The sequence below is a fragment of the Pseudomonas prosekii genome (assembly GCF_900105155.1).
GTDB lineage: Bacteria > Pseudomonadota > Gammaproteobacteria > Pseudomonadales > Pseudomonadaceae > Aquipseudomonas > Aquipseudomonas prosekii.
Genome location: NZ_LT629762.1, coordinates 2,031,625 through 2,056,912, shown reverse-complemented (window position 1 = coordinate 2,056,912; position 25,288 = coordinate 2,031,625). Strand labels below are relative to the sequence as shown.

Sequence of the window (25,288 nt, the reverse complement as noted above, 5' to 3'; positions counted from 1 at the left end):
TCTGGGAAAGGCACCCACTTCAATGAATGGATTTGAGGGGGGTGCTATTTTTATTAAGGATGATGAAGTGAGCGAAATGAGTAATAAAAATACAACTTTTAATGATCTGTTTGATCGTAGTGAGTTGGTGGCTGCATTACAGGGGCTTGATAACGATGAGTTGCACAATGCTGCGTTACGTTATTATGACGGTGCCGCTTCGGTAGCCATTTCCGGGGAACAATTAACGGCAGTGGCTCTGCTCAAGGATGTCATGGAGCTAGTTCCATCGGTTAATCCGAGCGCCGAGCTGCAGAAAGTTAAATCCAGTTTGGCGGATTATCATCAACGCTTGTCGACGACTGTGAATTTATTGGGTGCTTATAAAACCGTGCCCAAGAAAATGCATTTTGTCTGGGTCGGTGGTGCGGCGTTTGGTGATAATCAGCGAGATTACTTCAATATCTGGAAAACAGTACTGGGTAAGGATGGCTACACCCTAAACATTCATTATGATCCCGACGCGTTGATGGCTTTTGATACTAATCGTATCCTGACCCAGGCTGCCAAGGCCGACGCGATGCTGGCGGGAGGGGCGGCATTGACTGAAACAGTCCATGAATCTGCGGCCGGGCGAAATGTCTCCGAGTTGACTGGCCTTATCGAGGCTCGCCTGGTGGTATTGAAACAGCAAATGTTTGAGCACATTCAGGCTGCCCGACAACGTGGGCAAAGCGCCGATGCGGCGCGAATTGACCTCTTGGTGGATGCCTATGGCCAAGACCGCGCCGTGTTGCTGGCCTCAAAGCAGCGCTACCTTGAAAGTCATCTGGCCATGGCCGGCAAAAACGTACTGTTGCGAGATGTTCGCGCGGAGTTTGGATCGCATGTGCTGTGGGACGTCTACGATCGGGAAATTGCCTTTCGCGGCAATTTTGCCGGGGCTTCGGATGTCATACGTCTAATGGCATTGGAGCCCGAAGGTGGTCGCTACAGTGACTTGGACTACCTGCCGGCACTGGTTGCTGAAATGGCGGGGGTGAACATCAGTGAATACACTTTCGAACAACGCCTGGGGACGTTGCAACTGCTGCTCAATCATAACCCTGACTTTATGCCGGGGCGTGACAGAAATCGCTATAGAAGTTATCTGGATGATATTCCGGCAGAGCACAGATCAGCCCTGGAAGACTATGCAAAAAGCCACCCGTCAATAGTTGATGTATTCGTGCCGGCAGCGGAAGTGCAGATTCCGGTCGATGGCCTGATGTTGGGGCGAGGCTACGATACGCCTGGATCGGTGATGAACGCTTACATGTTGGCGCATCCGGAATCTGGCATGGTCAAGGCCTCCTTGAATCTGATAAGGCTGGCGTATGACGCGATATTTGAAATCGAGAAAAGTCTTGCCGAAAAGGGGGCACTATGGAGTGGAGACTCGGTAGCAGATGTTGCGTCGGATATTGTAAACCGACAGATTGAAGGCAGTCCGTATCGTGATTTCCTAACTCAGGCATACAGTGCAAAGTTGGTAAAGGCCATTGTTTATTACCATTTGGATGGTGTTCACCCAGAGGCCAATGGAACCGTTACGTTGAGTGGGCCGGGTGCAGTTATGTTCGGTAGGGATGTATTCGCGCAAGTCCAGGGCTTGTTAGAAGGTACAATCGATCTGGAAAACAGGCTGCGACTTGATGGCGGCTACAATCGAGCGACCGAAGAGGAGACCATCAGCGGATGGGTGGAACAGGAAAGAGGATTCGTAGCCTGGCTGGAGAAGGAGCGGGCGAACTGGCTTGAAGGCAGATACAAGGCCCGCTACGCCGGACAAATGAGCGAGTTGCTCAAACCGCAAACACTGACTTTCAAGCAAGGCTGGCCAGTCATCGAAGGCCGGCCCGTTATGCTGAACTCGATTTTGCAGCGAATGCTGAGTCACTTGGGCGAGCCTTTCCTGCGCGCAATGAACCAGCAACTGAGCGGAGATGTGACGTTCGACAAGCCTCTGAATTTGAGTTTCGATGAGCGTCAGCGGATCCTCGCGCAGGGCAGCAGCACCCCGCCGGTATCCATCGGCTTCGAACCTGCCGGTAATTTCAATGAATTGATTTCGCGCATCGGCCACGGTTCGCTACCACTGGAACAACTGAGCCCGGCGCATCGAGTGTACCTGGGTGGTCTGTTTGGTGCCGTTACACTGGACGAGGCCGGTTTCGGCCGCGCTTGGCAGCAAACGCTTGAATTGGCAAAGAACACCGCCGATCACGGTCTCGCACAACGCTACATCGCCATCGAACAGACGCTGCTGAGCCAGAACAATCCGGCCTTTACCGCCGGGCTCTCCGAAGGGCTGGCGACCTTCAATGTCGGCGCGCAAGATTCCAGGACGCTTAAAACGCTAGCCTTCGCGCAACCGCTCACTCTGCGCCAGTGGGGCGAGCATATTGCCCGAATTCGGATCCAGGCCGACCACGAACTGCGCACCAACATCTTCGACCGCAGTGCCACCGTGCTGGAAACCTTCATCACGGCGGGAGCGTCCACCGCCAAGCTCATGCCGCAGGGCTTGTTGATCCGCGGTGAAGGCGATCCGGGCAGGCATTGTTTTCCACTGGTGCTGGCCATGGCCGCTGCCTTGGCGAAAGGCCCATCGGCCGTCGACACACTCAGCGGTCGTCTGGCCAATGCCAATCTGGAACGCGGCGCCAGTGCCACCCACGCCCTGTTGCGTGTCCTGGATGAGCTGCGCAGCGTACCGATGGCTGAATCCGGCACCGTGTTGGGCGCATCCCGACTGGACCAGACCCTGCGCACACTGGAAGGAAAAACCGCCACCACTACCTTGATGCTCAACAGCGAAAGCCATTCGCTGCTACTGGCCAAAGTGGTGAGCGGCGACGCGAGCAGCTATCGCTTCTATGACCCCAACTTCGGTGTCTTCGGATTTGAGCAGGCCCGGGAGCTGCGTCGCGGTCTTGAACATTTCTTCAGTGACGCGCAAGTGACTCGGCTGTATGGCATCCCTTCGACGGTCGATGCCACGTTCAATGTGATCGAACTCGATGGATCACGGATCGCCGATAAAACCTTGCCGTCGAAAATCAACGTTGCCAGTTTGCTCGAATATGGGCCGGTGAGTGCTGGCGTTACGGTCGCTCCTTGGGAGCATCACGCGGCGTTGCGTGCCCGTGCATTGTCAGAGAACGCCCGTTTGGGACGTAGCCTGGGTGAGATGGATGCCCGCCATTGGGCCAAACAAATCGAGGGCAGTACGAAGCGCTTGCAAGCAGAAAACAAGTTGGGAGGTGAGTTTGTCCCGGTGTTCGAAAGTGTGCGCGAGCAATCGGGTGGCGGCTATGAAATCAGCCTGGTCAATACCAGGGACCCCAACAGTACAGTCCGGGTATCGAGCACGGATCGGATCCTGAACCGAATCAAATCTTTCCTGACAGAGACCTTCCAGACGTTATCGGTAAGGCCGTCCATTCCAGGCGTGGTGGATCCGACCAACTTCAGTGCGGTGCATTCGATCAATGCGGCGTATACCGTGCAGGCGCTGCTCATGGTGCTCAAAACCCTTGAGCAAACAGACGGTATCAACCAGGACCGCAGCCTGACCACCGCCGTGCGGATGCACGGTTATCTCAGCTATACACAATTGGCCCATGGCAACGTGATCGACGTCGTGGAACTGGTCAAACTGTTCAAGGTGGCACTCAAGGATGCCCCTCTGGTGGCCAGGGCCAGCTCGTCGGTGTTGGTCAATTCCCTTGGGCATATCGCCAGGGACGGCGTGGCCACGGTGTTGCAACTGGCGACGGTCGGCTTCGATATTTATCTTTTGGCCAATGCCAGGGACGATCTGCAGCGGGCGCAATTCGGTACGCAGTTAGCGTTTGACGCGACAGGGCTGGCGTTGTCGGTGGCCGGTATCGGCGCCGGTTTGGCCGGGGCCGGCACCGCGGCTGCATTCCTCGGCGGCGCCGGAGTGATCCTTGGCGGCTTGGCCGTGGGAGTGGGCGCATTGGTCGAAGGTTTCAATGGCACCCTGGAGCGCGGTCGGCAGATCGGAAAGTACTTGAACCGAGTCGACAGGGCTTATCGCACCGGTGGCCATTCGATCAAGGAAGGGGTGTTCTATCCCAATCCATACGCGGCCATTCGCGAGATCGATTTACGCAATAAACGCGTGACGTTCGACAGCCAGGAAATTCTCTCGGTGAAAGCCGGTTGGCTGTCCACTCCGGAGCAAGATCCCGATCGCACCAAAGCGATCAATATTCGCCAACACCTTGGTCGCCCGGAGCACGGCACGATTGCTGACCTGTCGACCTTTCAAACCCTCGTGCTGCCTTGCGTCGCCAAGACTTACTTCGGTTTCGATTACTCTGCGCTGCCGTTCGCGACCACGCGCTTCGAGCATTTTGACACCGCGCTGAAGCTTGAGTACGACGCGGCGGGCGAGCGTCAGTTCTGGTTTACGTTTTACTCGTTCCCCAGCGAGTTCATCTTGCATAACCTCTATCCGGTGGAGGTCGAAACCACGATCAACATCCGGCTGGATGAAGGGTCGCGCTCGCTGCTGGTTCCGCAGTTGAATAAACCCTTGCACGGCAAGTTGTCGTACAGCATTGAGGGGTATGGCGGCCATTGCGCGCTGACCCTGACGCCGGGCATACGTTTGATCAGCCTGTCTAACGCCAAAGGCGCCCTGCCGATAGCCTGGACGCTGCGGGCGCCGTGGCTCGGTGAGGACGCAATAGTTATAAAAACGGGACGCCTGACTGTCGGTGACATCGAAATCGAGGTGGTGGACCGCTCCGAGGTGACGGTTCAGACGGCGGAAAAAACCGTGAAGGTCGATTGGGCGAAACAGCAATTGCTGTTCGAAGAGCTGGTGCTGGAACCAGACGCCGACACCAAAACCCTTCAGGCAGAGGTAAGGGCACTGGCGCGCGACAATCGACTGGCCAGCCCGTTTACCGCCGTGCAGAACTTTCTGGTGCCCTATGGCGACCCGTACGCGCCACAACGCACGACCGCCTATTACGAGCAAGGTCGCGACCGGTTCATTTACTCGCGTGACCTGCCTGTGGCGCTCGCTGGCCAGGCGCGTCTGGGCGCGGTCATCGATCAGGTCGCCTACTTTTATGCGCCGCAGGAAGCGCTCATCTGGCAAGTTGACGTGGTCACCGGATCCATCAACCGTTTCTACCGTCTGATGGATCCGGTGCCAGGTTCCAGCATTGCGGTATTCCAGGACCTCGGGCAAGGAATGATCCGTATCGTTCAGCAAGTGACGCAGCGCAACGGGCGAGAAGTCGAAGTCATTTATCTGCTGGGCGAGAACGAAGTCAGGCTGGTGGCGACTGCCGGACAGCTCACCGAACGCCAACAGAGCCTGATGCTCAAGGCTAACCTGGGGCCATGGTCGAATTTTTTCTGGGACTACGAGTTGCTGGTCAAGCGTTCGAAACTTGAGCCGCTGACTCACGTACCGGTCGTTGATTATCAACCTGCGGCGTTTACCTCGATTACCCGTTTGACCGAAGGCAAAAAGGACCCTGTCAGCACGTGGGTTCGCGCCAGCGATGGCTTGCTGATTCGCCCGAATGGTTTGCCAGCCGAAGGGCCTGGCGGAGTGGTTATGCCTTTGCTATTGACTCCGGCCACGAGTACCGGCGACACCTTCCTGTTCTATGACAAGCCCAATCAGCGCCTCTACCGGCAAAAAATCGACTCGAGTGCCACTGGCAACAGCGTTCAGATTGAAGCCGTCAAGTTGTTAAATGTAGTGGATGTCATCGCAAACGAAGGGCGCTATGTTGCAGTGACCAAGGACGGACTGTATTTCGATATCAGCGATCAAGGAGAGGTACAGCTGGCCGGACTGACCGAAGACTGGTTACAGAACGAAAAAGGACCACTGGGCATCGGTTTTCAATGGTGGAAGCAGGTCGAAGCGCTTGCGCAGGAACACCAGGCCGTAAACTTTACGATTCTGGGCCTGGATAGCTTCGCCGGGGATCGGAAACTATGCGCCTGGTATGTCGGTGGACGTCTGCTGATTTGCGACATGGGGGCCGGCAAAGTGGTGCGCCTATTGGCGTTGACTCCCGATAAAGAGGCCGCGTGGCTCCTGGATGTGTCCGCCGGACAGGTTTACCGTCAGGCATTCCTTGCGCCAGAAACGCTCGCCGACGCTTTTGGCAACGACTTGCAACTGCTGCGCGCGGATCAGTTGCCGGCGCCGCACAAGGAATGGGCCGAGTGGTCGTTCGTTCAGGTCTCTGCCCATGGTGCAGGATTGCTTGGCCGCACGGTCGACGGTCTGGAAGTGGAAATGCTTGTGGGTGAGCCCGCCAGGATCGTCGGGGTCACGGCGCAATGGCTCAAGACACAGGGCAGTTCCAATCCTTACGACGAGCATATCGGGGCAGTGCTGAAAGCGTTGACCGCCAGGCACCGCCACGCGCCGTTCATTCAGATCGGTGGCAACCGTGGATATCACTGGTACGTCAGCAGCATTGATCGCGTGCTCGGTGAATCGAACACCCAACTGGAAACCCGCATGCTCGGCGTGCGCGAGGCAAAGACTGCCTTGCTTCATGAAATTCCAACCCGCCTGAGCTACAGCACCTCGAGAGACGTCTGGCTGGAAAACAGTGTGGCGCAGCGAGAGGCTGAGGTGTTGAGCCTGCAATGGCAGGGCACGCTGAATGATCTGACGCCGCTGATTCCCGATGATGTCAGCACGCTGATTCTGAGTTTGAGTGGCGAAGGCACGGTTTGCCGATTGTCGCAGGAGGTCTGGCGTCGCCTCGAGTCGGTGATCATTGATTGCCGACCTGCGCTGGGGAGCTCGGCGTCCGCTGCGGCGAAGCTCGAATGGAAGCTGGATACGCCTGCGGGGTTGATCATCAATCTGGTGGACGAACACGTGGTCATCCTCGATCCCGATACCGGTCACAGCCTGATCCTGCGCGAAGCCAATGCCACCGATGTGACGCTGCGCGGGGACATAGTGCTGGCCATCAGTGGTTATCAGCCTTTCACTGTTGCTTCAATGGTCACGCTGCTGGCGGACCGGCCAAATGTCAGTGGTGGGGAATTGCTGAATGCGCTAATTGCCTGACAAGCGAAAGTAACAGCGCTGCCGGCCTGAGTTATAACTTCTGCCCCTTCACAGCGGTTGCGTGTGAAGGGGCTTTTTATTGTGCGTTATCCCGTGGCGCGCTTTCTTCTCAGGGCAAAACGTTGCATGACTTTTTCACGAAGTTTTTTCGCCATCAACTCCCGCCGGGTGGCAAGTATCGCGCGATCAAGTTTCAGAAAAGCGCTTTGCTGGACCAGTACGGCGGTTTGTTGTTCCCATGGCCAAAACATAAAGTTGCTCTTTTTTGTGCCGGCATCCAACGACAGGTTGAACACCGCGATGTTCAAGTTGCCAGCGCCGTCATAACGTGCGGGCACTACTTGGAAGCGCTGACCTTCAAGACTTTCCTTGTCCAGCGAATAGACGGCGGGAGTGTCAGACTTGAACGCGCCAAGGGTGTCGATCATGGCATTGCCCTGGCGCGGGTCATTGATCGCTTGTGCCTTGCGCACCAGAAAATCCGCCACGCTCCCGGAGATGTCCGAGCGCGTGCGGGTGGTGATGGCGCCCTCGTGCAGCGACCAACCGAGGAACATCAGCGTGCGCACGTACTCTTCCAGCCAGCCTTGTGCGTTGGCAAAACGGTAGTGTGCAAGGTCTGCCGATTGAGTGGCGATATGGGTGGAGTCAGTCAAATCATCGAAGTCTTGAAGCGTGAGTTCGCCGATACATGAAATAAGGTTAGGGCCCGTCACCAGTCCGGACGGTAGTTCAATAGTCATAAGTCATTCCTGAAGCGTAAGTGCAGTGGATAGCGTTGACAGAACATTACTGTTGTCAGTGAAACTCAAAGCTTACAGGGGCAGATACAAAGCGCGGATAAAGAGTGCAAGTTAAAATCAGTCTTGATATGTAGGTCTTTATTGATCGAGATTGTCTGTTGAGTACATATAAGGAATTCAATTATGGTTAGTCTGATTGCGCGCGGTTGAGTTAGTTTTGTTGGGTGCCCAAGAGGCCGTTACTTAATTTTGAATGGAAGTTTTGATATGTTGAATATGGACATCATGGAAAGCACAGCGAATGTTGAAGTTTGTACTGATCGGGTGCTGGCACGCATCCGTAATCGTAAAGCATCGCTGCCGCCAATGCCCCGCGCCCGGAGCCTTGCAGTCACTTCCGAAGCCAAGCCGAGCAAAGAACTGAATGCGGTCGTGCTGGCAAATACCCTGGTGGGTTATGGCGATAATATTTCGCTGGATAACATGGCGATTATCGAAAACATGATCAAGTTTTCGAAGTTGGAAGCGACTTTTGAAGTGCCGGGTGATGATCCTAAAGCGTGGTACATGGCGTTTTTGACCTGCATGGACCAATCGGGCTGTTTCGTCGCCGATATGGGTTACAACGCTTACCAACAGAGTTCGATGCAGTTGACGATGGAGAACGTTGTTGTCGATATCGTCCAGGCCGGCGTTGCTGCCGCGCGGACCGCCATCCCCGGGGCCGCCGTGTTGAGCGCAATTGCTGACACCACCCTGGATTCTTTGAAAAAAACTCCTGACGCCATCAACCTGTTCAACCGTGAAGTGACCAGGAGTCAAGGCGTCCGGCTGGCGATCATGCCGTGCGACCAACTGCGTAACGGCGTTATCCTGACTTCGTTGTCGTCGATCGACAGCCTCGGTGGCAGCAAGGAAACCAGCCCGCTGTTCTTCGATTGGAAAACCGCCGGCCGCGATTTCTTTCAGGGCAGCACTTACATCACGTTCAACCCGACGCGTTATGCGCCACTCAAAGCTGAACTGGAAGAGTATCTGGGCCAGTACTACAAGGCTGCGCTGACCAATCGCTTTCAGCGCCGCAGAAATGCAATCAGCTAAGTAACGCAAAGTAATAAACAACAAGGCTGAAGGTTAATAACCTTCAGCCTTTGCGCTTTTACGGGACCAGATAACCTCTGACGCCGGTAAAGATAATCTGCGCCGCCAGCGCACACACGAACAACCCCATCAGGCGGCTGACAATCTGCAAACCCTGATCACCGAGAATTCGCTCGATGCGGTTGGACATGTAAAGCACCACACCGACGGTAAGGCTAGCCAGCGCGATACTCAGAATGGCCGTGAGTTTGTCGTCCCAATGCGGCTGGCTCACGCCCATCACCAGCAGCGCACCGATGGTGCCGGGGCCGACCGTCAGCGGGATGGTCAGCGGCACGATGGTCACGTCTTGCTGCACATTGTCGGTCTGCACCGCCGACTTGCCTTGCGCCATGCCCAGCGCCGAGATGAACAGCACGCTGCCGGCGCCGATGCGGAAGGCGTCCACGGTGATGCCGAACACACTGAAAATCACCCGCCCGAACAGGTACAGCAGAACGCTGGATACCAGGGTCGCCGTCGCGACTTTCCAGGCCAGGCGTCGTTGTTCCTTGCGCGAATAACCGCGAGTCAGGCTGATGAAGCAGGACAACACGAAGAACGGGCTATAGAGCACCAGCATCTTCAGGTAAACACTGAACAACACATGGAGCATGGGGACGGGCTCACTGGCGGGGGAAGTCGAGGCGCAGTCTATCAGGCGCTGTGGCGCCTGTCGGCTCAGGAGGTTTGCGGGCTCACGCGGCTCTGCTGATCACGCTGCGCAACCCAGTGTTCGATCAGTTCGCGCAGTTGCGACAACTCCACCGGTTTGGCCATGTGCCCGTCCATGCCGGCCTGGCGCGCGCGCTCCTTGTGCTCGGCGAGGATGTGCGCGGTCAGCGCCACCACTGGTGTGCGGATCCGCTGGTTGCCGACTTCCCACGCACGCAATTGCTGGGTCGCGGAGAAACCGTCGAGGATCGGCATTTCGCAGTCCATCAGCACCAGGTCGTAACGCTGCGCTTTCATCGCTTGCAGGGCTTCTTCGCCATTGCTCGCGGTGTCCGGTTGCAGGTTGAGCTTGCCGAGCATGCCGCGAATCACCTTGGTCGAGATGCTGTTGTCTTCAGCCACCAGAATGCGGAAGTCGCTGGGCACCTTGACCGGCAGGGTCGGGCCGCTGGGCAGGTTAGGCGACACGGCGAGGCCTTTGTTGCGCTGGGTCAACTCGTCCGCGAGGGTGGTCTTGAGCGTGTAGCCGGCTACCGGTTTGGCGAGAATGCGTTTGATCCCCGAGTTGCGCGCGATGATCTTGCTCGGCGCATTGCTGATGCCCGTGAGCATGATCAGCAGGATGTCGTGGTTCAGGCTCGGGTCTTCCTTGATCTTCGCCGCCAGTTGCATGCCGGTCATGCCGGGCATGTTCTGATCGAGCAAGACCACGTCGAAGTAATCGCGCAGGTGCGCCTTGGTGCGCAGCAGCGCCAGCGCTTCTTTGCCGGACGGCACCGCGCTGACGTTGAGGCCCCAGGCGCTGCACTGCTGCACCAGCACTTTGCGGCAAGTGTCGTTGTCGTCGACCACCAGCACGCGCGCGCCTTGCAGCGGGCTGTCGAGATCGGAAGTCGGGTGTTCGAGGCGATCCGGATCCAGCGGCAAAGTCAGCCACAAGGTGCTGCCCTGGGTGGTGCCGCTCTTGATGCCGAACTCGCCTTGCATCAGGCGAATCAGCTGACGGGCGATCACCAGCCCCAGATTGCCGCCCAGACGGGTGGCCGACAGGAAGTTTTTGCTGTGCAGTTCGGCGTGCATCAGCGCATCGCGTTCTTCGGCATCCATCGGCAAACCGCTGTCCTGCACGGCAATGCGCAAACGCGGTTTGGCGCTGCGGTCGTCGAGCGCGACGACGATCAGGATTTCGCCCTCGTCGGTTTTCTTCAGCGCGTTTTCCAGCAGGCTCAGCAGCGTCTGGCGCAGGCGCGTCGGGTCGCCGCTGATGACGCGGGGCACTTGCGGCTGAATGAAACTGATCAGTTCGACGTTCTGCTGTTCAGCCTTGGCGCGGAAAATACTCAGACAATCTTCGATCAACGCATTCAGGTCGAATTGCACGTCGTCGAGTTCGATCTGCCCGGATTCGAGCTTGGAGATGTCGAGAATCTCGTTGATCAGGGTCAGCAGTTCGTTGCCGGCGCTGTGGATCGTCTGCACGTAATCACGCTGCTTGACCGACAGCGGCGTGCCCAGCAACAGCTCGGTCATGCCCAGCACGCCATTCATGGGTGTGCGGATTTCGTGGCTGATTTTCGCGAGGAATTCGGCTTTGGCGTTGATCTCGGCGTTGCTCGCCGCCAGGTCACGGCTGACGCTGAAGCGATCTTCGGTGATGCTGCGATGGCGTTCGAACAGCGCCACGCTCATCAGCAAACCGCTGACGCAGATGAACACCAGCAGAATGATGATCAGGCCTTGCGGCGGCACCAGCGTCAGCCCCAGCAGCGCCGGAAGGATGATCAGCGCGCCAATGTTGAACACCACCATGCCGGCGACAAACAGCCGCGCCGGGCGATAGCCTTTTTGCCAGTGATAAGCGCCGACAAACAACATGCTCAGGCCGGCGAGCGCGACCAGCAGGTACGTAATGATGTTCAGCGGCAAGGTGTTGACGAACAGCAGCAGCAACCCGCAGACCACGGTGAACAGAATGTCGCCCAGCAGCAATTTGTTCAGCGGATGCGGGCCGAGCGGCGAAAAGAACCGATAGGCGAACATCAACCCGCACGGCGCGGTCAGCAACAACGCAAGGTAGGCGCCCGGCGTCTGGATCGCGTGCCAGTTCGGCAGCCACGGTCCGGCGAGGTTGAGCAGCAGGATCACGCTGAGCATCAGCAGGCATTCGCACGCCGCCAGCCATAAACTGCTGCGCGAACGGGTGTAAGCGAAGCGCACAAGGTTGTGCAGGATCAGCATGCCGATGCAGCCGAACAGCAGGCCGTAGATCAGCGTGAGGTTCTGATTGGCCGCGGTGTTTACCGCAGCTTGCAGGGTGATGTACGGCCGCAATTGATGTTGCGAAACCAGGCGCACGTACACATCGAGCGGTTTGTCGGCTTGCGGCAGCGGCAACATGAAGTCACTGCTCGGCAATGGCCGATTGGCTTGCGGTTGCTGGGTGCCGGTGTTGAGTTGCTCGACCAGCGTATCGCCGTCCAGCACATACAGATTGAGGTGCGACAAGTCGGGAGCGAACACGCGCAGCAATTGCTCGTGTTTGCCCGGCGCCAGTTTGAAGCGCAGCCATAACGCGCCGTCGGGCTCGGCCGCGGTGAGGCGGTCAAGTTCGATCGGGCTGAATTGATTGGTGTAGCGAGCGGAACGGATATCGCTGAGCGCCAGGTCGCCCTGTTCGTCGAGCAATACCGACCAGGCACTGCCTTGCGCGGCCTGGGCCGGAAGCATGCAGAGCAAGGTCAACAGAGTGACGGTAAGACCTATGGCAATCCTGAGCCAGCGCACGGCGAAATCCCTTCGTAGGTTGATGCCAGATTATTACTATGCGCGGCCCCGGAATAGTCCGGCAAGGGCCTCAAGCCCTTGCCTGGCCGAATGGCTGGCTTATTCCTGAGTTTCGCCACGCTCGCGGGCAATGGCGCGGTAGCCAATGTCCTTGCGATAGAAGCTGCCTTCCCAGTCGATCTTCGCCGCCAATTTGTACGCCTGCTGCTGCGCCGCATCAACGCTGGCGCCCATCGCCGTGGCGCAGAGCACCCGACCACCGGCCGTTACCACTTGACCATCCTTGAGCGCAGTGCCGGCGTGGAAGACTTTACCTTCCAGTTGCGCCGCTGCGTCCAGACCGTTGATCGCCACGCCTTTAGCGTAGTCGCCCGGATAGCCGCCTGCCGCCAGAACGATGCCGACGCTCGGGCGCGGATCCCATTGCGCTTCGACTTTGTCCAGGGCTTGCGCCAGGGCAGCTTCGACCAACAACACCAGGCTCGACTGCAAGCGCAGCATCACCGGTTGGGTCTCAGGGTCGCCGAAACGGCAGTTGAACTCGATAACTTTTGGGTTACCGGCTTTGTCGATCATCAGCCCAGCGTAGAGGAAACCGGTGTAGACGTTGCCTTCATCGGCCATGCCGCGCACGGTTGGCCAGATCACCAGGTCCATGACGCGCTGGTGCACGTCGGCGGTGACCACCGGGGCAGGGGAGTAGGCGCCCATGCCGCCGGTGTTCGGACCGGTATCGCCGTCGCCGACGCGTTTATGGTCCTGGCTGGTGGCCATCGGCAAGACGTTCTTGCCGTCGACCATGACGATGAAGCTGGCTTCTTCGCCATCGAGGAATTCTTCGATGACCACGCGCGAACCGGCGTCGCCGAAAGCGTTGCCGGCGAGCATGTCGCGCACGGCGTCTTCGGCTTCGGCCAAGGTCATGGCGACGATCACGCCTTTACCGGCGGCCAGGCCATCGGCCTTGATCACGATCGGTGCGCCTTTTTCGCGCAGGTAAGCCAGGGCCGGCTCGATTTCGGTGAAGTTCTGGTAATCGGCGGTCGGGATCTTGTGGCGCGCCAGGAAATCCTTGGTGAACGCTTTCGAGCCTTCCAGCTGCGCAGCGCCAGCGGTCGGACCGAAGCAATCGAGGCCGCGCGAGCGGAACAGATCGACCACGCCGGCGACCAGTGGCACTTCCGGGCCAACGATGGTCAGGGAAACGTTTTTCTCGGCGAAATCGGCCAGTTGCTCAAGCGCCAGCACGTCGATGGCGACGTTTTCGCACTTGGCTTCAATGGCGGTGCCGGCGTTGCCCGGAGCAACAAAAACTTTCTGCACACGCGGATCCTTAGCCACTTTCCAGGCCAGTGCGTGTTCACGGCCACCGCTGCCAATGATCAAAACATTCATTTCAAAAAACCTCGGTTGATTCTGGGAAGCAGCACTGGAGCTGCTTTTCTGTGGGAGCGAGCTTGCTCGCGATGGCGGCGGCACATCCAGCATCAATGTGTCTCAACAGGCGCTATCGCGAGCAAGCTCGCTCCCACAGGGGATCGGTGTATCAGTGACGGAAGTGGCGCATGCCGGTGAATACCATGGCGATGCCGGCTTCATCAGCCGCAGCAATCACCTCGGCATCACGCATCGAACCACCTGGCTGGATCACCGCAGTGATGCCGACCTTGGCCGCATTGTCCAGACCGTCGCGGAACGGGAAGAACGCGTCAGAGGCCATCACCGAACCGGCGACCTGCAAACCAGCGTGTTCAGCCTTGATCGCGGCAATCCGCGCCGAGTTCACGCGGCTCATCTGGCCCGCGCCGACACCGATGGTCTGGCGATTTTTCGCGTAGACAATGGCGTTGGATTTAACGTACTTGGCGACTTTCCAGGCAAAGATCAGGTCGTTGATCTCTTGCTCGGTCGGGGCGCGTTTGGTCACGACTTTCAGGTCTTCGCTGCCGATCATGCCGATGTCGCGGCTCTGCACCAGCAAACCGCCATTCACGCGTTTGTAGTCCCACGCAGCGGCGCGGTCAGCCGACCACTCGCCGCAGGACAGCAGGCGCACGTTGGCTTTCGCCGCGACGATGGCGCGGGCTTCTGCGCTGACGGATGGGGCGATGATCACTTCGACGAACTGGCGCTCGACGATGGCTTTGGCGGTTTCAGCGTCCAGCTCGCGGTTGAACGCGATGATGCCGCCGAACGCCGATTCGGTGTCGGTGGCGTAAGCCAGTTCGTAGGCCTGACGGATGCCGCCCTCGGCGTCCGGGCTCACCGCCACACCGCACGGGTTGGCGTGCTTGACGATCACGCAGGCTGGTTTGACGAAGCTCTTCACACACTCCAGCGCGGCGTCGGTGTCAGCCACGTTGTTGTACGACAGCTCTTTGCCTTGCAGTTGGGTCGCGGTGGCGATGCCGACTTCGGCAGGCTTGGTTTCCACGTAGAACGCCGCGCTCTGGTGCGGGTTCTCGCCGTAGCGCATTTCCTGAGCCTTGACGAATTGGCTGTTGAACGTACGCGGGAACTCGCTGCGACCTTCGGTGCTGAGGGTTTCAGCGCTCTGGTTCACGGTGCCCATGTAGTTGGCGATCATGCCGTCGTAGGCGGCGGTGTGTTCGAAAGCCTTGAGCATCAGGTCGAAACGCTGCGCGTAAGTCAGGCCGCCGGCCTTCAGGCCTTCGAGCACGCTGGCGTAATCGCTGGCATTCACCACGATGGCCACGTCTTTGTGGTTTTTGGCTGCCGAGCGAACCATGGTCGGGCCGCCGATATCGATGTTTTCGATGGCGGTCGGCAGGTCGCAGCCTGGCTTGTTGATGGTGGCTTCGAACGGGTAAAGATTGACTGCAACCAGGTCGATCGGCTTGATGCCGTGCTCGTTCATGATCGCGTCGTCGATACCGCGACGACCGAGGATCCCACCGTGGATTTTCGGGTGCAGGGTCTTCACCCGACCGTCCATCATTTCTGCGAAACCGGTGTAGTCCGCGACTTCCACTGCGGCAACACCGTTGTCGCGCAGCAGCTTGAACGTTCCGCCGGTGGAGAGGATCTCGACGCCCAGAGCTTCAAGCTCCTTGGCGAACTCGAGGATCCCGGTCTTGTCGGAAACGCTGATCAAGGCGCGGCGGATCGGCAGGCGGGTAGTCTGGTCGGTCATTTCAATTTCCATCAAAAGCAAAGGAGTCAGCAAAAAAGGCGACCGGTTTTACGCGGGCGCCTTTCTGGTTTGATTGAATGCTTACAGCAAATCGTACTGCTTGAGTTTCTTGCGCAGCGTGCCTCGATTGAGTCCGAGCAGCTCGCTGGCCTTGGTCTGGTTGCCCTTGACGTAGTTCATCACGCATTCGAGCAGGGGCGCCTCGACTTCGGAGAGCACCAGGTTGTACACATCCGTGACGGCAGCGCCTTCAAGGTGGGCGAAATAATTGTGCAGCGCCTTCTCGACACTCCCGCGAAGGGTCTGACCTTCTTCGCTCGGCGTATTGAGGTGCTGTTTCAAATTCACGTTGTCGCTCACGGGTGTTGTTCCACTCACTAAAGTCTCGGTCATCATCGTCATGCGGCCACCTCGTCTCCGTCCCCTGTCAGGCTCTTGTAACGTTCGGCGAAGTAGCCCTGAACGTTGGCGCATTGTGCTTCCGTATCTTCCAAACGATTGAAGTGGGCGCGAAACTCCCTGGCGCCCGGCAAGGTTGCGAGATACCAGCCCACATGCTTGCGGGCAATCCGTACGCCCATCACGTCTCCATAGAAAACGTGCAGCGCAGCCAGATGCTCTAGCAGAATGCGTTCCACCTCGATCAATGCCAGCGCCGGGAGTTTTTCGCCGGTGCGCAGGAAGTGATCGATCTCACGAAAAATCCACGGCCGCCCCTGGGCAGCCCGGCCTATCAACAGGCCATCGGCACCGGTCGCGTCGAGCACGTACCGGGCCTTCTCGGGTGAATCAATGTCGCCGTTGGCAAATACCGGCATCGACACGGCCTGCTTGATCGCGGCAATCGTGTCGTACTCGGCTTCGCCGGTGTACAGGTCGGCACGGGTGCGGCCATGCACCGCCAGCGCCGTGATCCCGGCCTGCTCGGCGATCTTCGCCACGGTCAGGCCGTTCTTGTTGTCGCGGTCCCAACCGGTGCGGATCTTCAAGGTCACCGGCACATCAACCGCAGCCACGACGGCCTGCAGGATCTCGGTAACCAGTGTTTCGTCTTTCAGCAACGCGGAGCCGGCGGCCTTGTTGCAGACCTTCTTCGCCGGACAACCCATGTTGATATCAATAATCTGTGCGCCCAGTTCGACGTTGGCCCGGGCCGCATCCGCCAGCATCTGCGCATCGCCACCGGCGATCTGCACCGAGCGTGGCTCGGGATCACCTTCGTGAATCATGCGCATCCGCGATTTGCGGGTGTTCCACAAGCTCATGTCGCTGGTGACCATTTCCGAGACTACGAGCCCTGCGCCCAGTCGCTTGCACAGCTGACGAAAGGGCTGGTCGGTGACGCCCGCCATTGGGGCGAGGATCAAGCCGTTGTGCAATGTATATGGACCGATGCGTACCGCCGACATAGGACTTCCCTGTTGTGGGGCCGGATCATTAGAGTTCGAAAAAGGGTTGGCATGATACCCGCTCTCGATGACTGGATAAAGGCTGAATTGAACAAAATCTGAACAGTTATTTTGTTATTGCCAGCAGTTCTGTCTGGGCGGGGGCAGTCAGAAATACGACGTCAATGCGCGAGCACTGAACCGTTTCACTCGGGCGAATGGAAGCTCAGGCTGTAGTTCACCGCTTTTGGACCTGGATCGAGAATATCCAGCGCGATATGGATCGGCGTTTGCGGCGGCATTTCGGCCATGCCTTCGAGGTCGCCACTCAGGTATTCGCCGGGTTTGAAGCGACGACTGGCGATCAAGTGACCGTTGAGGTCGGCGAAGCGCAGTTCCAGCAAGGGAAATGGCTGGGAGAACGTCGCGCGGTTGTAGATGATCGCGTCCACCACCAGCGCGCCGCTGAAGTCCGGATGGCTGCGCACCACCAGATTGCTGCTTTTGACTTTGGCGATGTCGACCTTGGACGGCACCGTGCAACCAAGGGTTGGGCACAGTTGCTGGAACCACGGGCGGTATTGGTCCTGGCGGGCCATTTCGTCGAAATGGTAAGCGATGTATTGGCCGGCAAGTGCGGCGGCGGCGAGCACGATCAACGCCAGCCACAACATCCGTCGGCCCCACGGCGAGCGGCGTTTTTGCCAGCCGAGTTGCAGCGGGTCGTCGCTGAGGTCGCTCAGGGCCTCGTCACGTTCGGTCGCGGCGCTGCGTTCATGCCGTTTGCGCAAAGGCGCGATTGGCGGCAGGTCGTCGTCCGGTGCATCGGTTGCCGACAGACGCTCATGGCGCTGGGGTTTGTCCAGCGGATCATTCAGGCGCAGGTGCGACAGCTGCGGCACTTGCGGCTCGTCGTCCAGATCAACCGGTTCCAGCGAGAACGAAGGTTCGGTGCGCGAGTGCTTGCCTGGTTCTGGCGGCGTTTGCCGTTGTTCGACTTCGAGCGCTTGGGCGCGATCCGCCGCCGATTCACTGAACAGGCTGTCGGACCACGGTTCATCGTCGTGCTCGACAGAATCGCGGCGCGCACTGAGGCCGTTTTCGCGGCGCTGGCCGATGTCCTTGACGGGCTGGATTTCGCGCTGTTCGAGCCGCGCCAGTTCCTGATCGAGATCGAGCGTGTCGAGGTCCATCTCGGTAGCTGACCATTGCTTTTGGCTGATAGCCCGCACCGGCGGTTCGACGACGCTGGCGTCGAGCGCTTTCTCCGCATCCTTGCCGGCCTGCTGCTCAAGCAGTTGCTTGGCGGCGTTGAACACCTGCAAACAGGAGCCGCAGCGAACCACCCCACGGGCCACGCTCAATTGAGCATGGCTGACGCGGAAGCTGGTTTGGCAATGCGGGCATTGGGTGACGAAGCTGTCGGTCATGCGGCGATCCGGATTATGCAGGCGCTCATTCTAGCGCCGACGGCCAGTGATGCGCACCCAGCCATCGCGATTGGCAATCGGGTCCAGATCGAAGTCTTGCGCGTAAGCCTTGGCGACGTCGTCGCCTTGCTCGGCAAGAATCCCCGACAGCGCCAGACGCCCACCGGGCTTGACCAGGCTGGACAGTTGCGGCGCCAGCGACACCAGTGGGCCGGCCAGAATATTGGCGACCAGCACGTCGGCCTGCACCTGTGGCAGATCTTCCGGCAGGTACAGCGGGAACAGTTCTTCAGCGATGTGGTTGCGCCCGGCGTTGTCGCGCGAAGCTTCCAGCGCTTGCACGTCGATGTCGGTGCCGACCGCTTGCTTGGCGCCCAGCAACAGGGCAGCGATCGCCAGAATCCCCGAGCCGCAACCGAAGTCGAGCACGTTGCAATCTTTCAGGTCCTGACCGTCAAGCCATTCCAGGCACAGCGCGGTGGTCGGGTGAGTGCCGGTGCCAAACGCCAGGCCCGGATCGAGCAGCAGGTTCACCGCATCCGGTTCCGGCGCGGCGTGCCAGCTCGGCACAATCCACAGCCGCTCACCGAAACGCATCGGCTCGAAACCGTCCATCCAGCTGCGTTCCCAATCCTGGTCTGCAATGATTTCGCTGTGATGCTCGGGCAGCGGACCACCGGTCAGCAGTTCCATGTGCGCCAGCACGCTGGCGGCCTCGGTGCCGTCCTCGAACAGCGCCAGCAGATGCGTGTGCGACCACAGCGGCGTGGTGTTGAGTTCCGGTTCGAAGATCGGCTGATCCTCGGCGTCCATAAAGGTCACCGACACCGCGCCCACTTCAAGGAAAGCGTCTTCGTAGGTTTCGGCTTGTTCTGGGCTGATGGCGAGACGGACTTGCAGCCAAGGCATGGCGGGCACCTTTGAAAAATATTGATTGCAGCCTAGCGGGCTGCGAGAAGCGCGCAAGTTTACGCGACCGCAGAGGGTTTGTGGGAGTGGACAACTCCGAATGCCGCTCAGTTGAAACGCAATATCCCTGTAGCAGCTGGCGAAGCCTGCGTTCGGCTGCGCAGCAGTCGTAAACCCTGAGTAAGTGGTCTTCCTCAAACACCGCACTGCCTGTATTCACGACTGCTTCGCAGCCGAACGCAGGCTTCGCCAGCTGCTACATGAGGCTGTTGCGGTTGATATGAAACCTGCAGAAACAACAAAGCCGCTCGAAAGCGGCTTTGTTGGTCTGGATCACATCTTAATGCTGTTCGGCCAGCTTGTGTTCCAGGTAGTGGATGTTGACTCCACCTTTGCAGAAGCCTTCATCACGGACCAGATCGCGGTGCAGCGGGATGTTGGTTTTGATCCCGTCGACGACGATTTCGTCCAGTGCATTACGCATGCGCGTCATGGCTTCTTCACGGGTTGCGCCGTAGGTGATCAGCTTGCCGATCAACGAATCGTAGTTCGGCGGAACCGCATATCCACTGTACAGGTGCGAATCGACGCGAACGCCGTTGCCGCCCGGAGCGTGGAAATGCTTGACCGTGCCTGGGCTCGGCATGAAGGTTTTCGGGTCTTCGGCGTTGATCCGGCATTCAAGTGCGTGACCGCGGATGACAACGTCTTCCTGGGTATACGACAGCTTGTTGCCAGCGGCGATGCTGAGCATCTCCTTTACGATGTCGATGCCGGTGACCATTTCCGAAACCGGGTGCTCAACCTGAACGCGGGTGTTCATTTCGATGAAATAGAACGCGCCGTTCTCGTACAGGAACTCGAAAGTGCCCGCGCCACGGTAGTTGATGTCGATGCACGCCTTGACGCAGCGAGCGAGGACTTCAGCACGAGCCTTCTCGTCGATGCCCGGTGCCGGCGCTTCTTCGAGAACCTTCTGGTGACGACGTTGCAGCGAGCAATCGCGGTCGCCCAAATGGATGGCGTGGCCCTGGCCGTCGGAAAGTACCTGGACTTCCACGTGACGTGGGTTGGTCAGGAATTTTTCCAGATAGACCATCGGGTTGCCGAACGCCGCGCCTGCTTCGGAGCGGGTCAGTTTGGCCGAGTCGATCAGGTCTTCTTCTTTATGCACAACGCGCATGCCGCGACCACCACCGCCGCCAGCGGCTTTGATGATCACCGGATAACCGACTTCGCGACCAATGCGCAGAGCGGTTTCTTCGTCTTCCGGCAGCGGGCCGTCAGAACCCGGAACAGTCGGTACGCCGGCAGCGATCATGGCGTGCTTGGCCGAAACCTTGTCGCCCATCAGGCGAATGGTGTCGGCTTTCGGGCCAATGAAGGCAAAACCGGAGTTCTCGACCTGTTCGGCGAAATCGGCGTTTTCCGCGAGGAAACCGTAGCCTGGGTGAATGGCGGTAGCGCCGGTCACTTCAGCTGCGGCGATGATCGCCGGAATGTGCAGGTAAGACTTTGCAGCCGATGCCGGACCGATGCAGACGGATTCGTCCGCCAGACCCAGGTGCATCAGCTCTTTGTCAGCCGTGGAATAAACGGCGACGGTCTTGATGCCCATCTCTTTGCAGGCACGCAAGATCCGCAGGGCGATCTCACCGCGGTTGGCGATCAGAACTTTTTCCAACTTCGCAGTCATCAAAGTCTCTCCGCGGTTCAAACGATGGTGAACAGGGGTTGGTCGTACTCAACCGGCTGGCCATCTTCGACGAGGATGGATTCGATCACACCGCTGGTTTCAGCTTCGATGTGGTTCATCATCTTCATGGCTTCGACGATGCACAGGGTGTCGCCTTTCTTCACGGTCTGGCCGACTTCAACGAAGGACGGCGAGGACGGCGAAGACTTGCGGTAGAACGTGCCGACCATCGGCGAACGGGCAACGGTGCCGTTCAGCACAGGTGCGGCCGGTGCAGCAGGAGCGGCAGCAACCGGGGCAGCAGCGGCAGGCGCTGGGGCCGGAGCGTGCATTGGCGCAGGAGCGTAATACTGCTGAGCCGGGGTCTTGCTGTGACGGCTGATGCGAACGGACTCTTCGCCTTCCTTGATCTCGAGCTCGTCGATGCCGGACTCTTCCAGCAATTCGATCAATTTCTTAACTTTACGGATATCCATGAATCATCAACTCCCAAGGGTCGGTCAGGGGCGTTTAACGCTTGTGGTTCAAGCCGTTGCCGGTCTTTCAAGCTGTTCCAGGGCGGCCTCCAGGGCCAGTCGATAACCGCTGGCGCCAAGGCCGCAGATCACTCCCACCGCTACATCGGAGAAGTAAGAGTGATGGCGGAAAGGTTCGCGTTTGTGCACGTTAGACAAATGCACTTCGATGAATGGGATGCTCACCGCCAGCAGCGCGTCACGTAATGCGACACTTGTGTGAGTAAATGCTGCTGGATTGATCAGAATGAAGTCCACACCTTCGCCGCGAGCAGCGTGGATGCGATCGATCAATTCGTACTCGGCGTTGCTCTGCAAGTGCAGCAAATGATGGCCGGCTTCACGGGCACGGCGTTCCAGGTCCTGGTTGATCTGCGCCAGTGTCGTAGCGCCATAGGTGCCCGGTTCACGGGTGCCGAGCAAATTCAGGTTGGGTCCGTGAAGAACCAGTAGCGTTGCCATCTGCTGTTCCTTGTTATTCAGGTGCAATTGTCAGAGTGCAGTTGTCAGAACCCGGCGACTATGCCGCAAAGCCTTTGTGACTGTCCAGTTCTATGCAATAGCCAGCACGATGGCCGATGTTTGCGCAAAATTTGTGACTGCCTGATTAAATCCGGTCATTTGCCTTCGCGACACGTTCGGCGAAGTCCTGCGCATTGATCTCGCCGATCACCCGCACATCGGCGCGTTCGGCGCCGTCCTTGCCGAAGAACATCAGTGCCGGTGGGCCGAACAATTTGTAGCGGTCGAGCAGCGCTCGTTGTTCGGCGTTGCTGGCGGTGATGTCGAAGCGAATCAGTCGATAACCTAGCAGCCGTTCGACGACTTTCGGGTCGTTGAGCACTTCGCGTTCGATAACTTTGCAGCTGATGCACCAGTCGGCGTACCAGTCCAGCAGCAGCGGCGTGCCGGCGGATTTCGCTTGCGCGAGCGCGTGATCGAGGTCGGCCGGGGTGCTGACGGTTTGCCAGATATTAGCCGATTGCGCTTGGCCGCTGCTGACCACTGGCGCGGTTCTGCCGAGCGGATTGAGCACATCGCCCTGACCGCTGAGCGCGCCGTACCAGCAAGCCATTGCGTAAAACAGCAGGAACAAGCCAAGCAATTGGCCGAGGCGTTTGCGCGGTGGTTTGTAGACGAACTCCAACGCGCCGAGGAACAGACCGACGCCGCCCCACAGCAGACCGACCAGCAGCAACGTGACCTGCCCCGGCACGACACGGCTGAGCAAGCCAATCGCCAAGGCCAGCAACAACACGCCAATCGCGTTTTTCACATAGATCAGCCACGGGCCGCTTTTCGGCAACCAGGCTGCGCCGCCGGTCGCGACCAACAGCAGCGGGGTGCCCATGCCCAAGCCGAGTACAAACAACTTCAACCCGCCGCCGAGCGCGTCGCCGCTGGCGCTGATGTACAGCAAGGCGCCGGCCAGTGGCGCGGAAACACAGGGCGACACCAGCAGGCTCGACACCACGCCGAGCACTGCCGCGCCCCATAACGAGCCGCCTTCGGTGCGCCCGGCAATCCGGTCGAGGCGGCTGCTGATGAAGTGCGGCAGTTTCAGCTCGAAGACGCCGAACATCGCCAGCGCAAACACCGCAAAAAACGTCGCAAACGGCACCAGAACCCAGGCCGATTGCAGCCGCGCCTGCAGATTGAGCTGCGCGCCGAACATCCCCATCAACGCGCCGAGCAGGGCAAAACACGCGGCCATCGGCAGCACGTAAGCCAGCGACAGATTGAAGCCGCGCAGCCCGCCGATCTGCCCGCGCAACACCACGCTGGAGAGGATCGGCAGCATTGGCAGCACGCAAGGCGTGAAAGTCAGGCCGAGACCGGCGAGGAAAAATAGCGCCAGTTCCCGCCAGCTCCAGTCGGCCGTCGTAGCAGCGCTTGGGTCAGCGGCAACGGCGCCAGTGCCGTCGATGCGCAAGCGCTCGGTTTCCGGCGGATAACACAGGCCTTTGTCGGCGCAGCCCTGATAGGTCACGACCAGCGTGAAGGCGCGCGGATCGCTGCGCGGCAGTTCGACATCGAGAATCGCGTGGTACACCTCGACGTCGCCGAAGTATTCATCGTGCTTCTTTTCACCGTTGGGCAATTGCGCGGCGCCGAGCGCGACGTCGGCCGGGTCGGCGCGAAACTGGAAGCGGTGGCGGTAGAGGTAATAACCGTCGGCGGCGACGAAACGCAGCTTGATGGTCTGCGCGGTGCTTTCCACCAGGCTCAACTGAAAGGCTTCGCGCACCGGCAGGAAGTCGGCGCTGTTGTTGATCGAGCCCAACGTCGAACTGGGCCGAGTGTCCAGCAACCCGGCGGCGGAGGCCGGCAGGGCGAGCACTAAAAGCAGCAGGCAAAGCAAACGGCGCATGACGATCTCGCGTGTCGGAAGTGCGGGCATGATAGCGGACAGTCGGCGGGTGTGCAGGGCCGGGAGTGTTGTGGTGATTGTTCTGACGCCATCGCGAGCAAGCTCGCTCCCACAGGGGTGCGCATTCCAATGTGGGAGCGAGCTTGCTCGCGATGGCGATCGATCAGACGCGGAAAGCCTGAACGGCCGTATGCAATCGCCCGCCCAGCACCAGCAAGTTCTCCCCTTGCTCGCGCCCCTCGCCAATCCGCAGCAGGTTATCCCCGCCCAACTGATGGATCCGCTCGCTGTGGTCGCGAATCTCGCTGACCGCGCCGCTCTGCTGCGCGGTGACATCGGCGATGCGCACGGCGGTGTCGGCAATGGTCTGGATCGCGCCGACGATTTTATCCAGCGCGCCGTCCGCCGCTTGTGCCTGATTGGCGGTGGCTTCGGCGTGTTCGACCTGAGCGCGCATGCCTTCCACCGATTGCCGCGCGGCGGTTTGCAGGCCGGCGATCAAGGTCTGGATTTCCGCTGTGGCGCCAGCGGTGCGCTGCGCCAACGAGCGCACTTCCTCGGCGACCACCGCAAAACCCCGGCCCATCTCCCCGGCGCGGGCGGCTTCGATCGCGGCGTTGAGCGCGAGCAGATTGGTCTGATCGGCAATCGAGCGAATCACCGTCAGCACACCGCCAATGGTCGCCGACTCCTCGGCCAGATGTTCGATCATCTGCGCATTGCCCTGCACTTCGCCGACCAGCGCATGCAACCCGGTGAGGCTCAGGCCAATGACCTTCTGCCCCTGCTGCACCGCCAATCCGGCATTGCGACTGGCGTCGGCCGCCTGGCTCGCATCGCCGGCGACTTGCAGGATGGTCGCTTCCAGTTCACCGAGCGAATCGCGGATCAGCGCAGTATCACCGGCCTGATGTTCGGCGCCGCTGTGCAGGTCGTTGCTCAGCTCGGCGAGGGTGCGACTGCTGCCGGCAACTTGTTCGGCATTCAAGCGAATAGTCCCGACCAGATCCACCAGATAAGCGCGCAAGCGATTCAGCGAGGCTTGAATGTCATGCAATTCGCGATTGGTTTTGCCCAGTTGAATGTCCTGGCTGAAATCGCCCTCGGCCCAGGTCGAGAGCGCCGGTGCGAGATTGGTCAGCGTGCGCGCCAGGCGTCGCTGCAAGGTGTCGATGAGCAGCGCGATCAGCAGGATCAGGCCGATCATCAATCCCTGAATCAAGCGCACTTCGCCCTGAATCTGCCCGTGCTGGGCGCGCACCGCCGGTTCCAGGCCGGCGATGGCCTGTTGCACGGCGGCGATTTTCACATGCGTCGCGGCGCTGAGTTCGGCACGTTTGTGGATTTGCTCACGAGTGCGCGCCAGTTC

16 protein-coding genes are annotated in these 25,288 nt (G+C 59.2%); 2 read left to right on the top strand and 14 right to left on the bottom strand.

Annotation, left to right across the window (positions count from 1 at the left end):
- Window positions 1–22 precede the first annotated feature (22 nt).
- Window positions 23–7,114, top strand: coding sequence for a TcdA/TcdB pore-forming domain-containing protein (locus tag BLU01_RS09465; RefSeq protein WP_092273896.1), 7,092 nt, complete (start codon window positions 23–25; stop codon window positions 7,112–7,114).
- An 86-nt stretch (window positions 7,115–7,200) separates the two neighbouring features.
- Here the strand turns inward: BLU01_RS09465 and BLU01_RS09460 are convergent, their stop codons facing one another.
- Window positions 7,201–7,857: an RNA-dependent RNA polymerase family protein gene (locus tag BLU01_RS09460; protein WP_092273893.1), complete on the bottom strand. Its 657-nt coding sequence runs from the start codon at window positions 7,855–7,857 to the stop codon at window positions 7,201–7,203.
- A 276-nt stretch (window positions 7,858–8,133) separates the two neighbouring features.
- Between BLU01_RS09460 and BLU01_RS09455 the strand changes: the two genes are divergently transcribed.
- A complete protein-coding gene (locus BLU01_RS09455) occupies window positions 8,134–8,958 on the top strand; it encodes a hypothetical protein (RefSeq protein WP_092281544.1) in 825 nt (274 codons plus the stop codon).
- 58 nt (window positions 8,959–9,016) lie between these two features.
- Here BLU01_RS09455 and BLU01_RS09450 read toward each other — a convergent pair whose 3' ends face one another.
- The 13 genes from BLU01_RS09450 to BLU01_RS28280 all read right to left on the bottom strand — a co-directional run bounded on the left by BLU01_RS09450 (window position 9,017) and on the right by BLU01_RS28280 (window position 25,126).
- The gene (locus tag BLU01_RS09450; RefSeq protein ID WP_092273891.1) at window positions 9,017–9,613 is read right to left on the bottom strand and encodes a MarC family protein; all 597 of its coding nucleotides are present in this window, start codon (window positions 9,611–9,613) and stop codon (window positions 9,017–9,019) included.
- 65 nt (window positions 9,614–9,678) lie between these two features.
- Window positions 9,679–12,456 (bottom strand): hybrid sensor histidine kinase/response regulator, encoded by a 2,778-nt coding sequence (locus BLU01_RS09445; protein ID WP_092273888.1) that lies wholly within the window; start codon window positions 12,454–12,456, stop codon window positions 9,679–9,681.
- Window positions 12,457–12,555: 99 nt separating this feature from the next.
- On the bottom strand, window positions 12,556–13,851 hold the full coding sequence (gene purD / locus BLU01_RS09440; protein WP_092273885.1) for a phosphoribosylamine--glycine ligase: 1,296 nt from the start codon (window positions 13,849–13,851) through the stop codon (window positions 12,556–12,558).
- Window positions 13,852–14,002: 151 nt separating this feature from the next.
- Complete coding sequence (gene purH, locus BLU01_RS09435) at window positions 14,003–15,610, bottom strand: bifunctional phosphoribosylaminoimidazolecarboxamide formyltransferase/IMP cyclohydrolase (RefSeq protein WP_092273882.1); 1,608 nt, start codon at window positions 15,608–15,610, stop codon at window positions 14,003–14,005.
- 81 nt (window positions 15,611–15,691) lie between these two features.
- Window positions 15,692–16,012: a DNA-binding transcriptional regulator Fis gene (gene fis / locus BLU01_RS09430; protein WP_007907419.1), complete on the bottom strand. Its 321-nt coding sequence runs from the start codon at window positions 16,010–16,012 to the stop codon at window positions 15,692–15,694.
- On the bottom strand, window positions 16,009–17,019 hold the full coding sequence (dusB, locus tag BLU01_RS09425; RefSeq protein ID WP_092273879.1) for a tRNA dihydrouridine synthase DusB: 1,011 nt from the start codon (window positions 17,017–17,019) through the stop codon (window positions 16,009–16,011). Before dusB ends, fis begins: the two co-directional genes overlap by 4 nt.
- Window positions 17,020–17,204: 185 nt before the next feature.
- Window positions 17,205–18,428, bottom strand: coding sequence for a DUF3426 domain-containing protein (locus BLU01_RS09420; RefSeq protein ID WP_092273876.1), 1,224 nt, complete (start codon window positions 18,426–18,428; stop codon window positions 17,205–17,207).
- A 30-nt stretch (window positions 18,429–18,458) separates the two neighbouring features.
- On the bottom strand, window positions 18,459–19,337 hold the full coding sequence (gene prmA, locus BLU01_RS09415) for a 50S ribosomal protein L11 methyltransferase (RefSeq protein ID WP_092273873.1): 879 nt from the start codon (window positions 19,335–19,337) through the stop codon (window positions 18,459–18,461).
- Between the two features lie 340 nt (window positions 19,338–19,677).
- Window positions 19,678–21,033: an acetyl-CoA carboxylase biotin carboxylase subunit gene (gene accC, locus BLU01_RS09410; protein ID WP_092273870.1), complete on the bottom strand. Its 1,356-nt coding sequence runs from the start codon at window positions 21,031–21,033 to the stop codon at window positions 19,678–19,680.
- A gap of 17 nt (window positions 21,034–21,050) precedes the next feature.
- The gene (gene accB, locus BLU01_RS09405; protein ID WP_092273867.1) at window positions 21,051–21,509 is read right to left on the bottom strand and encodes an acetyl-CoA carboxylase biotin carboxyl carrier protein; all 459 of its coding nucleotides are present in this window, start codon (window positions 21,507–21,509) and stop codon (window positions 21,051–21,053) included.
- A gap of 48 nt (window positions 21,510–21,557) precedes the next feature.
- Window positions 21,558–22,010 carry a type II 3-dehydroquinate dehydratase gene (aroQ, locus tag BLU01_RS09400; RefSeq protein ID WP_092273864.1) on the bottom strand — a complete coding sequence of 151 codons (453 nt, stop codon included), beginning with the start codon at window positions 22,008–22,010 and terminating at the stop codon, window positions 21,558–21,560.
- A gap of 145 nt (window positions 22,011–22,155) precedes the next feature.
- On the bottom strand, window positions 22,156–23,919 hold the full coding sequence (locus tag BLU01_RS09395) for a protein-disulfide reductase DsbD (protein ID WP_092273861.1): 1,764 nt from the start codon (window positions 23,917–23,919) through the stop codon (window positions 22,156–22,158).
- A gap of 163 nt (window positions 23,920–24,082) precedes the next feature.
- Entirely contained in the window at window positions 24,083–25,126 is a 1,044-nt protein-coding gene (locus BLU01_RS28280; protein ID WP_408003140.1) for a methyl-accepting chemotaxis protein, read from the bottom strand.
- Between the last annotated feature and the right edge of the window lie 162 nt (window positions 25,127–25,288).

Excerpts from the sequence above, each read along its gene's own strand:
- fis (WP_007907419.1), bottom strand. The coding sequence starts at position 16,012 with ATGACGATGATGACCGAGACTTTAGTGAGTGGAACAACACCCGTGAGC.
- BLU01_RS09455 (WP_092281544.1), top strand. The coding sequence starts at position 8,134 with ATGGACATCATGGAAAGCACAGCGAATGTTGAAGTTTGTACTGATCGG.
- prmA (WP_092273873.1), bottom strand. The coding sequence starts at position 19,337 with ATGCCTTGGCTGCAAGTCCGTCTCGCCATCAGCCCAGAACAAGCCGAA.
- BLU01_RS09450 (WP_092273891.1), bottom strand. The coding sequence starts at position 9,613 with ATGCTCCATGTGTTGTTCAGTGTTTACCTGAAGATGCTGGTGCTCTAT.
- BLU01_RS28280 (WP_408003140.1), bottom strand. The coding sequence starts at position 25,126 with ATGATCGGCCTGATCCTGCTGATCGCGCTGCTCATCGACACCTTGCAG.
- aroQ (WP_092273864.1), bottom strand. The coding sequence starts at position 22,010 with ATGGCAACGCTACTGGTTCTTCACGGACCCAACCTGAATTTGCTCGGC.
- purH (WP_092273882.1), bottom strand. The coding sequence starts at position 15,610 with ATGACCGACCAGACTACCCGCCTGCCGATCCGCCGCGCCTTGATCAGC.
- BLU01_RS09465 (WP_092273896.1), top strand. The coding sequence starts at position 23 with ATGAATGGATTTGAGGGGGGTGCTATTTTTATTAAGGATGATGAAGTG.
- dusB (WP_092273879.1), bottom strand. The coding sequence starts at position 17,019 with ATGTCGGCGGTACGCATCGGTCCATATACATTGCACAACGGCTTGATC.
- purD (WP_092273885.1), bottom strand. The coding sequence starts at position 13,851 with ATGAATGTTTTGATCATTGGCAGCGGTGGCCGTGAACACGCACTGGCC.
- BLU01_RS09420 (WP_092273876.1), bottom strand. The coding sequence starts at position 18,428 with ATGACCGACAGCTTCGTCACCCAATGCCCGCATTGCCAAACCAGCTTC.
- BLU01_RS09460 (WP_092273893.1), bottom strand. The coding sequence starts at position 7,857 with ATGACTATTGAACTACCGTCCGGACTGGTGACGGGCCCTAACCTTATT.
- accC (WP_092273870.1), bottom strand. The coding sequence starts at position 21,033 with ATGACTGCGAAGTTGGAAAAAGTTCTGATCGCCAACCGCGGTGAGATC.
- BLU01_RS09395 (WP_092273861.1), bottom strand. The coding sequence starts at position 23,919 with ATGCGCCGTTTGCTTTGCCTGCTGCTTTTAGTGCTCGCCCTGCCGGCC.
- accB (WP_092273867.1), bottom strand. The coding sequence starts at position 21,509 with ATGGATATCCGTAAAGTTAAGAAATTGATCGAATTGCTGGAAGAGTCC.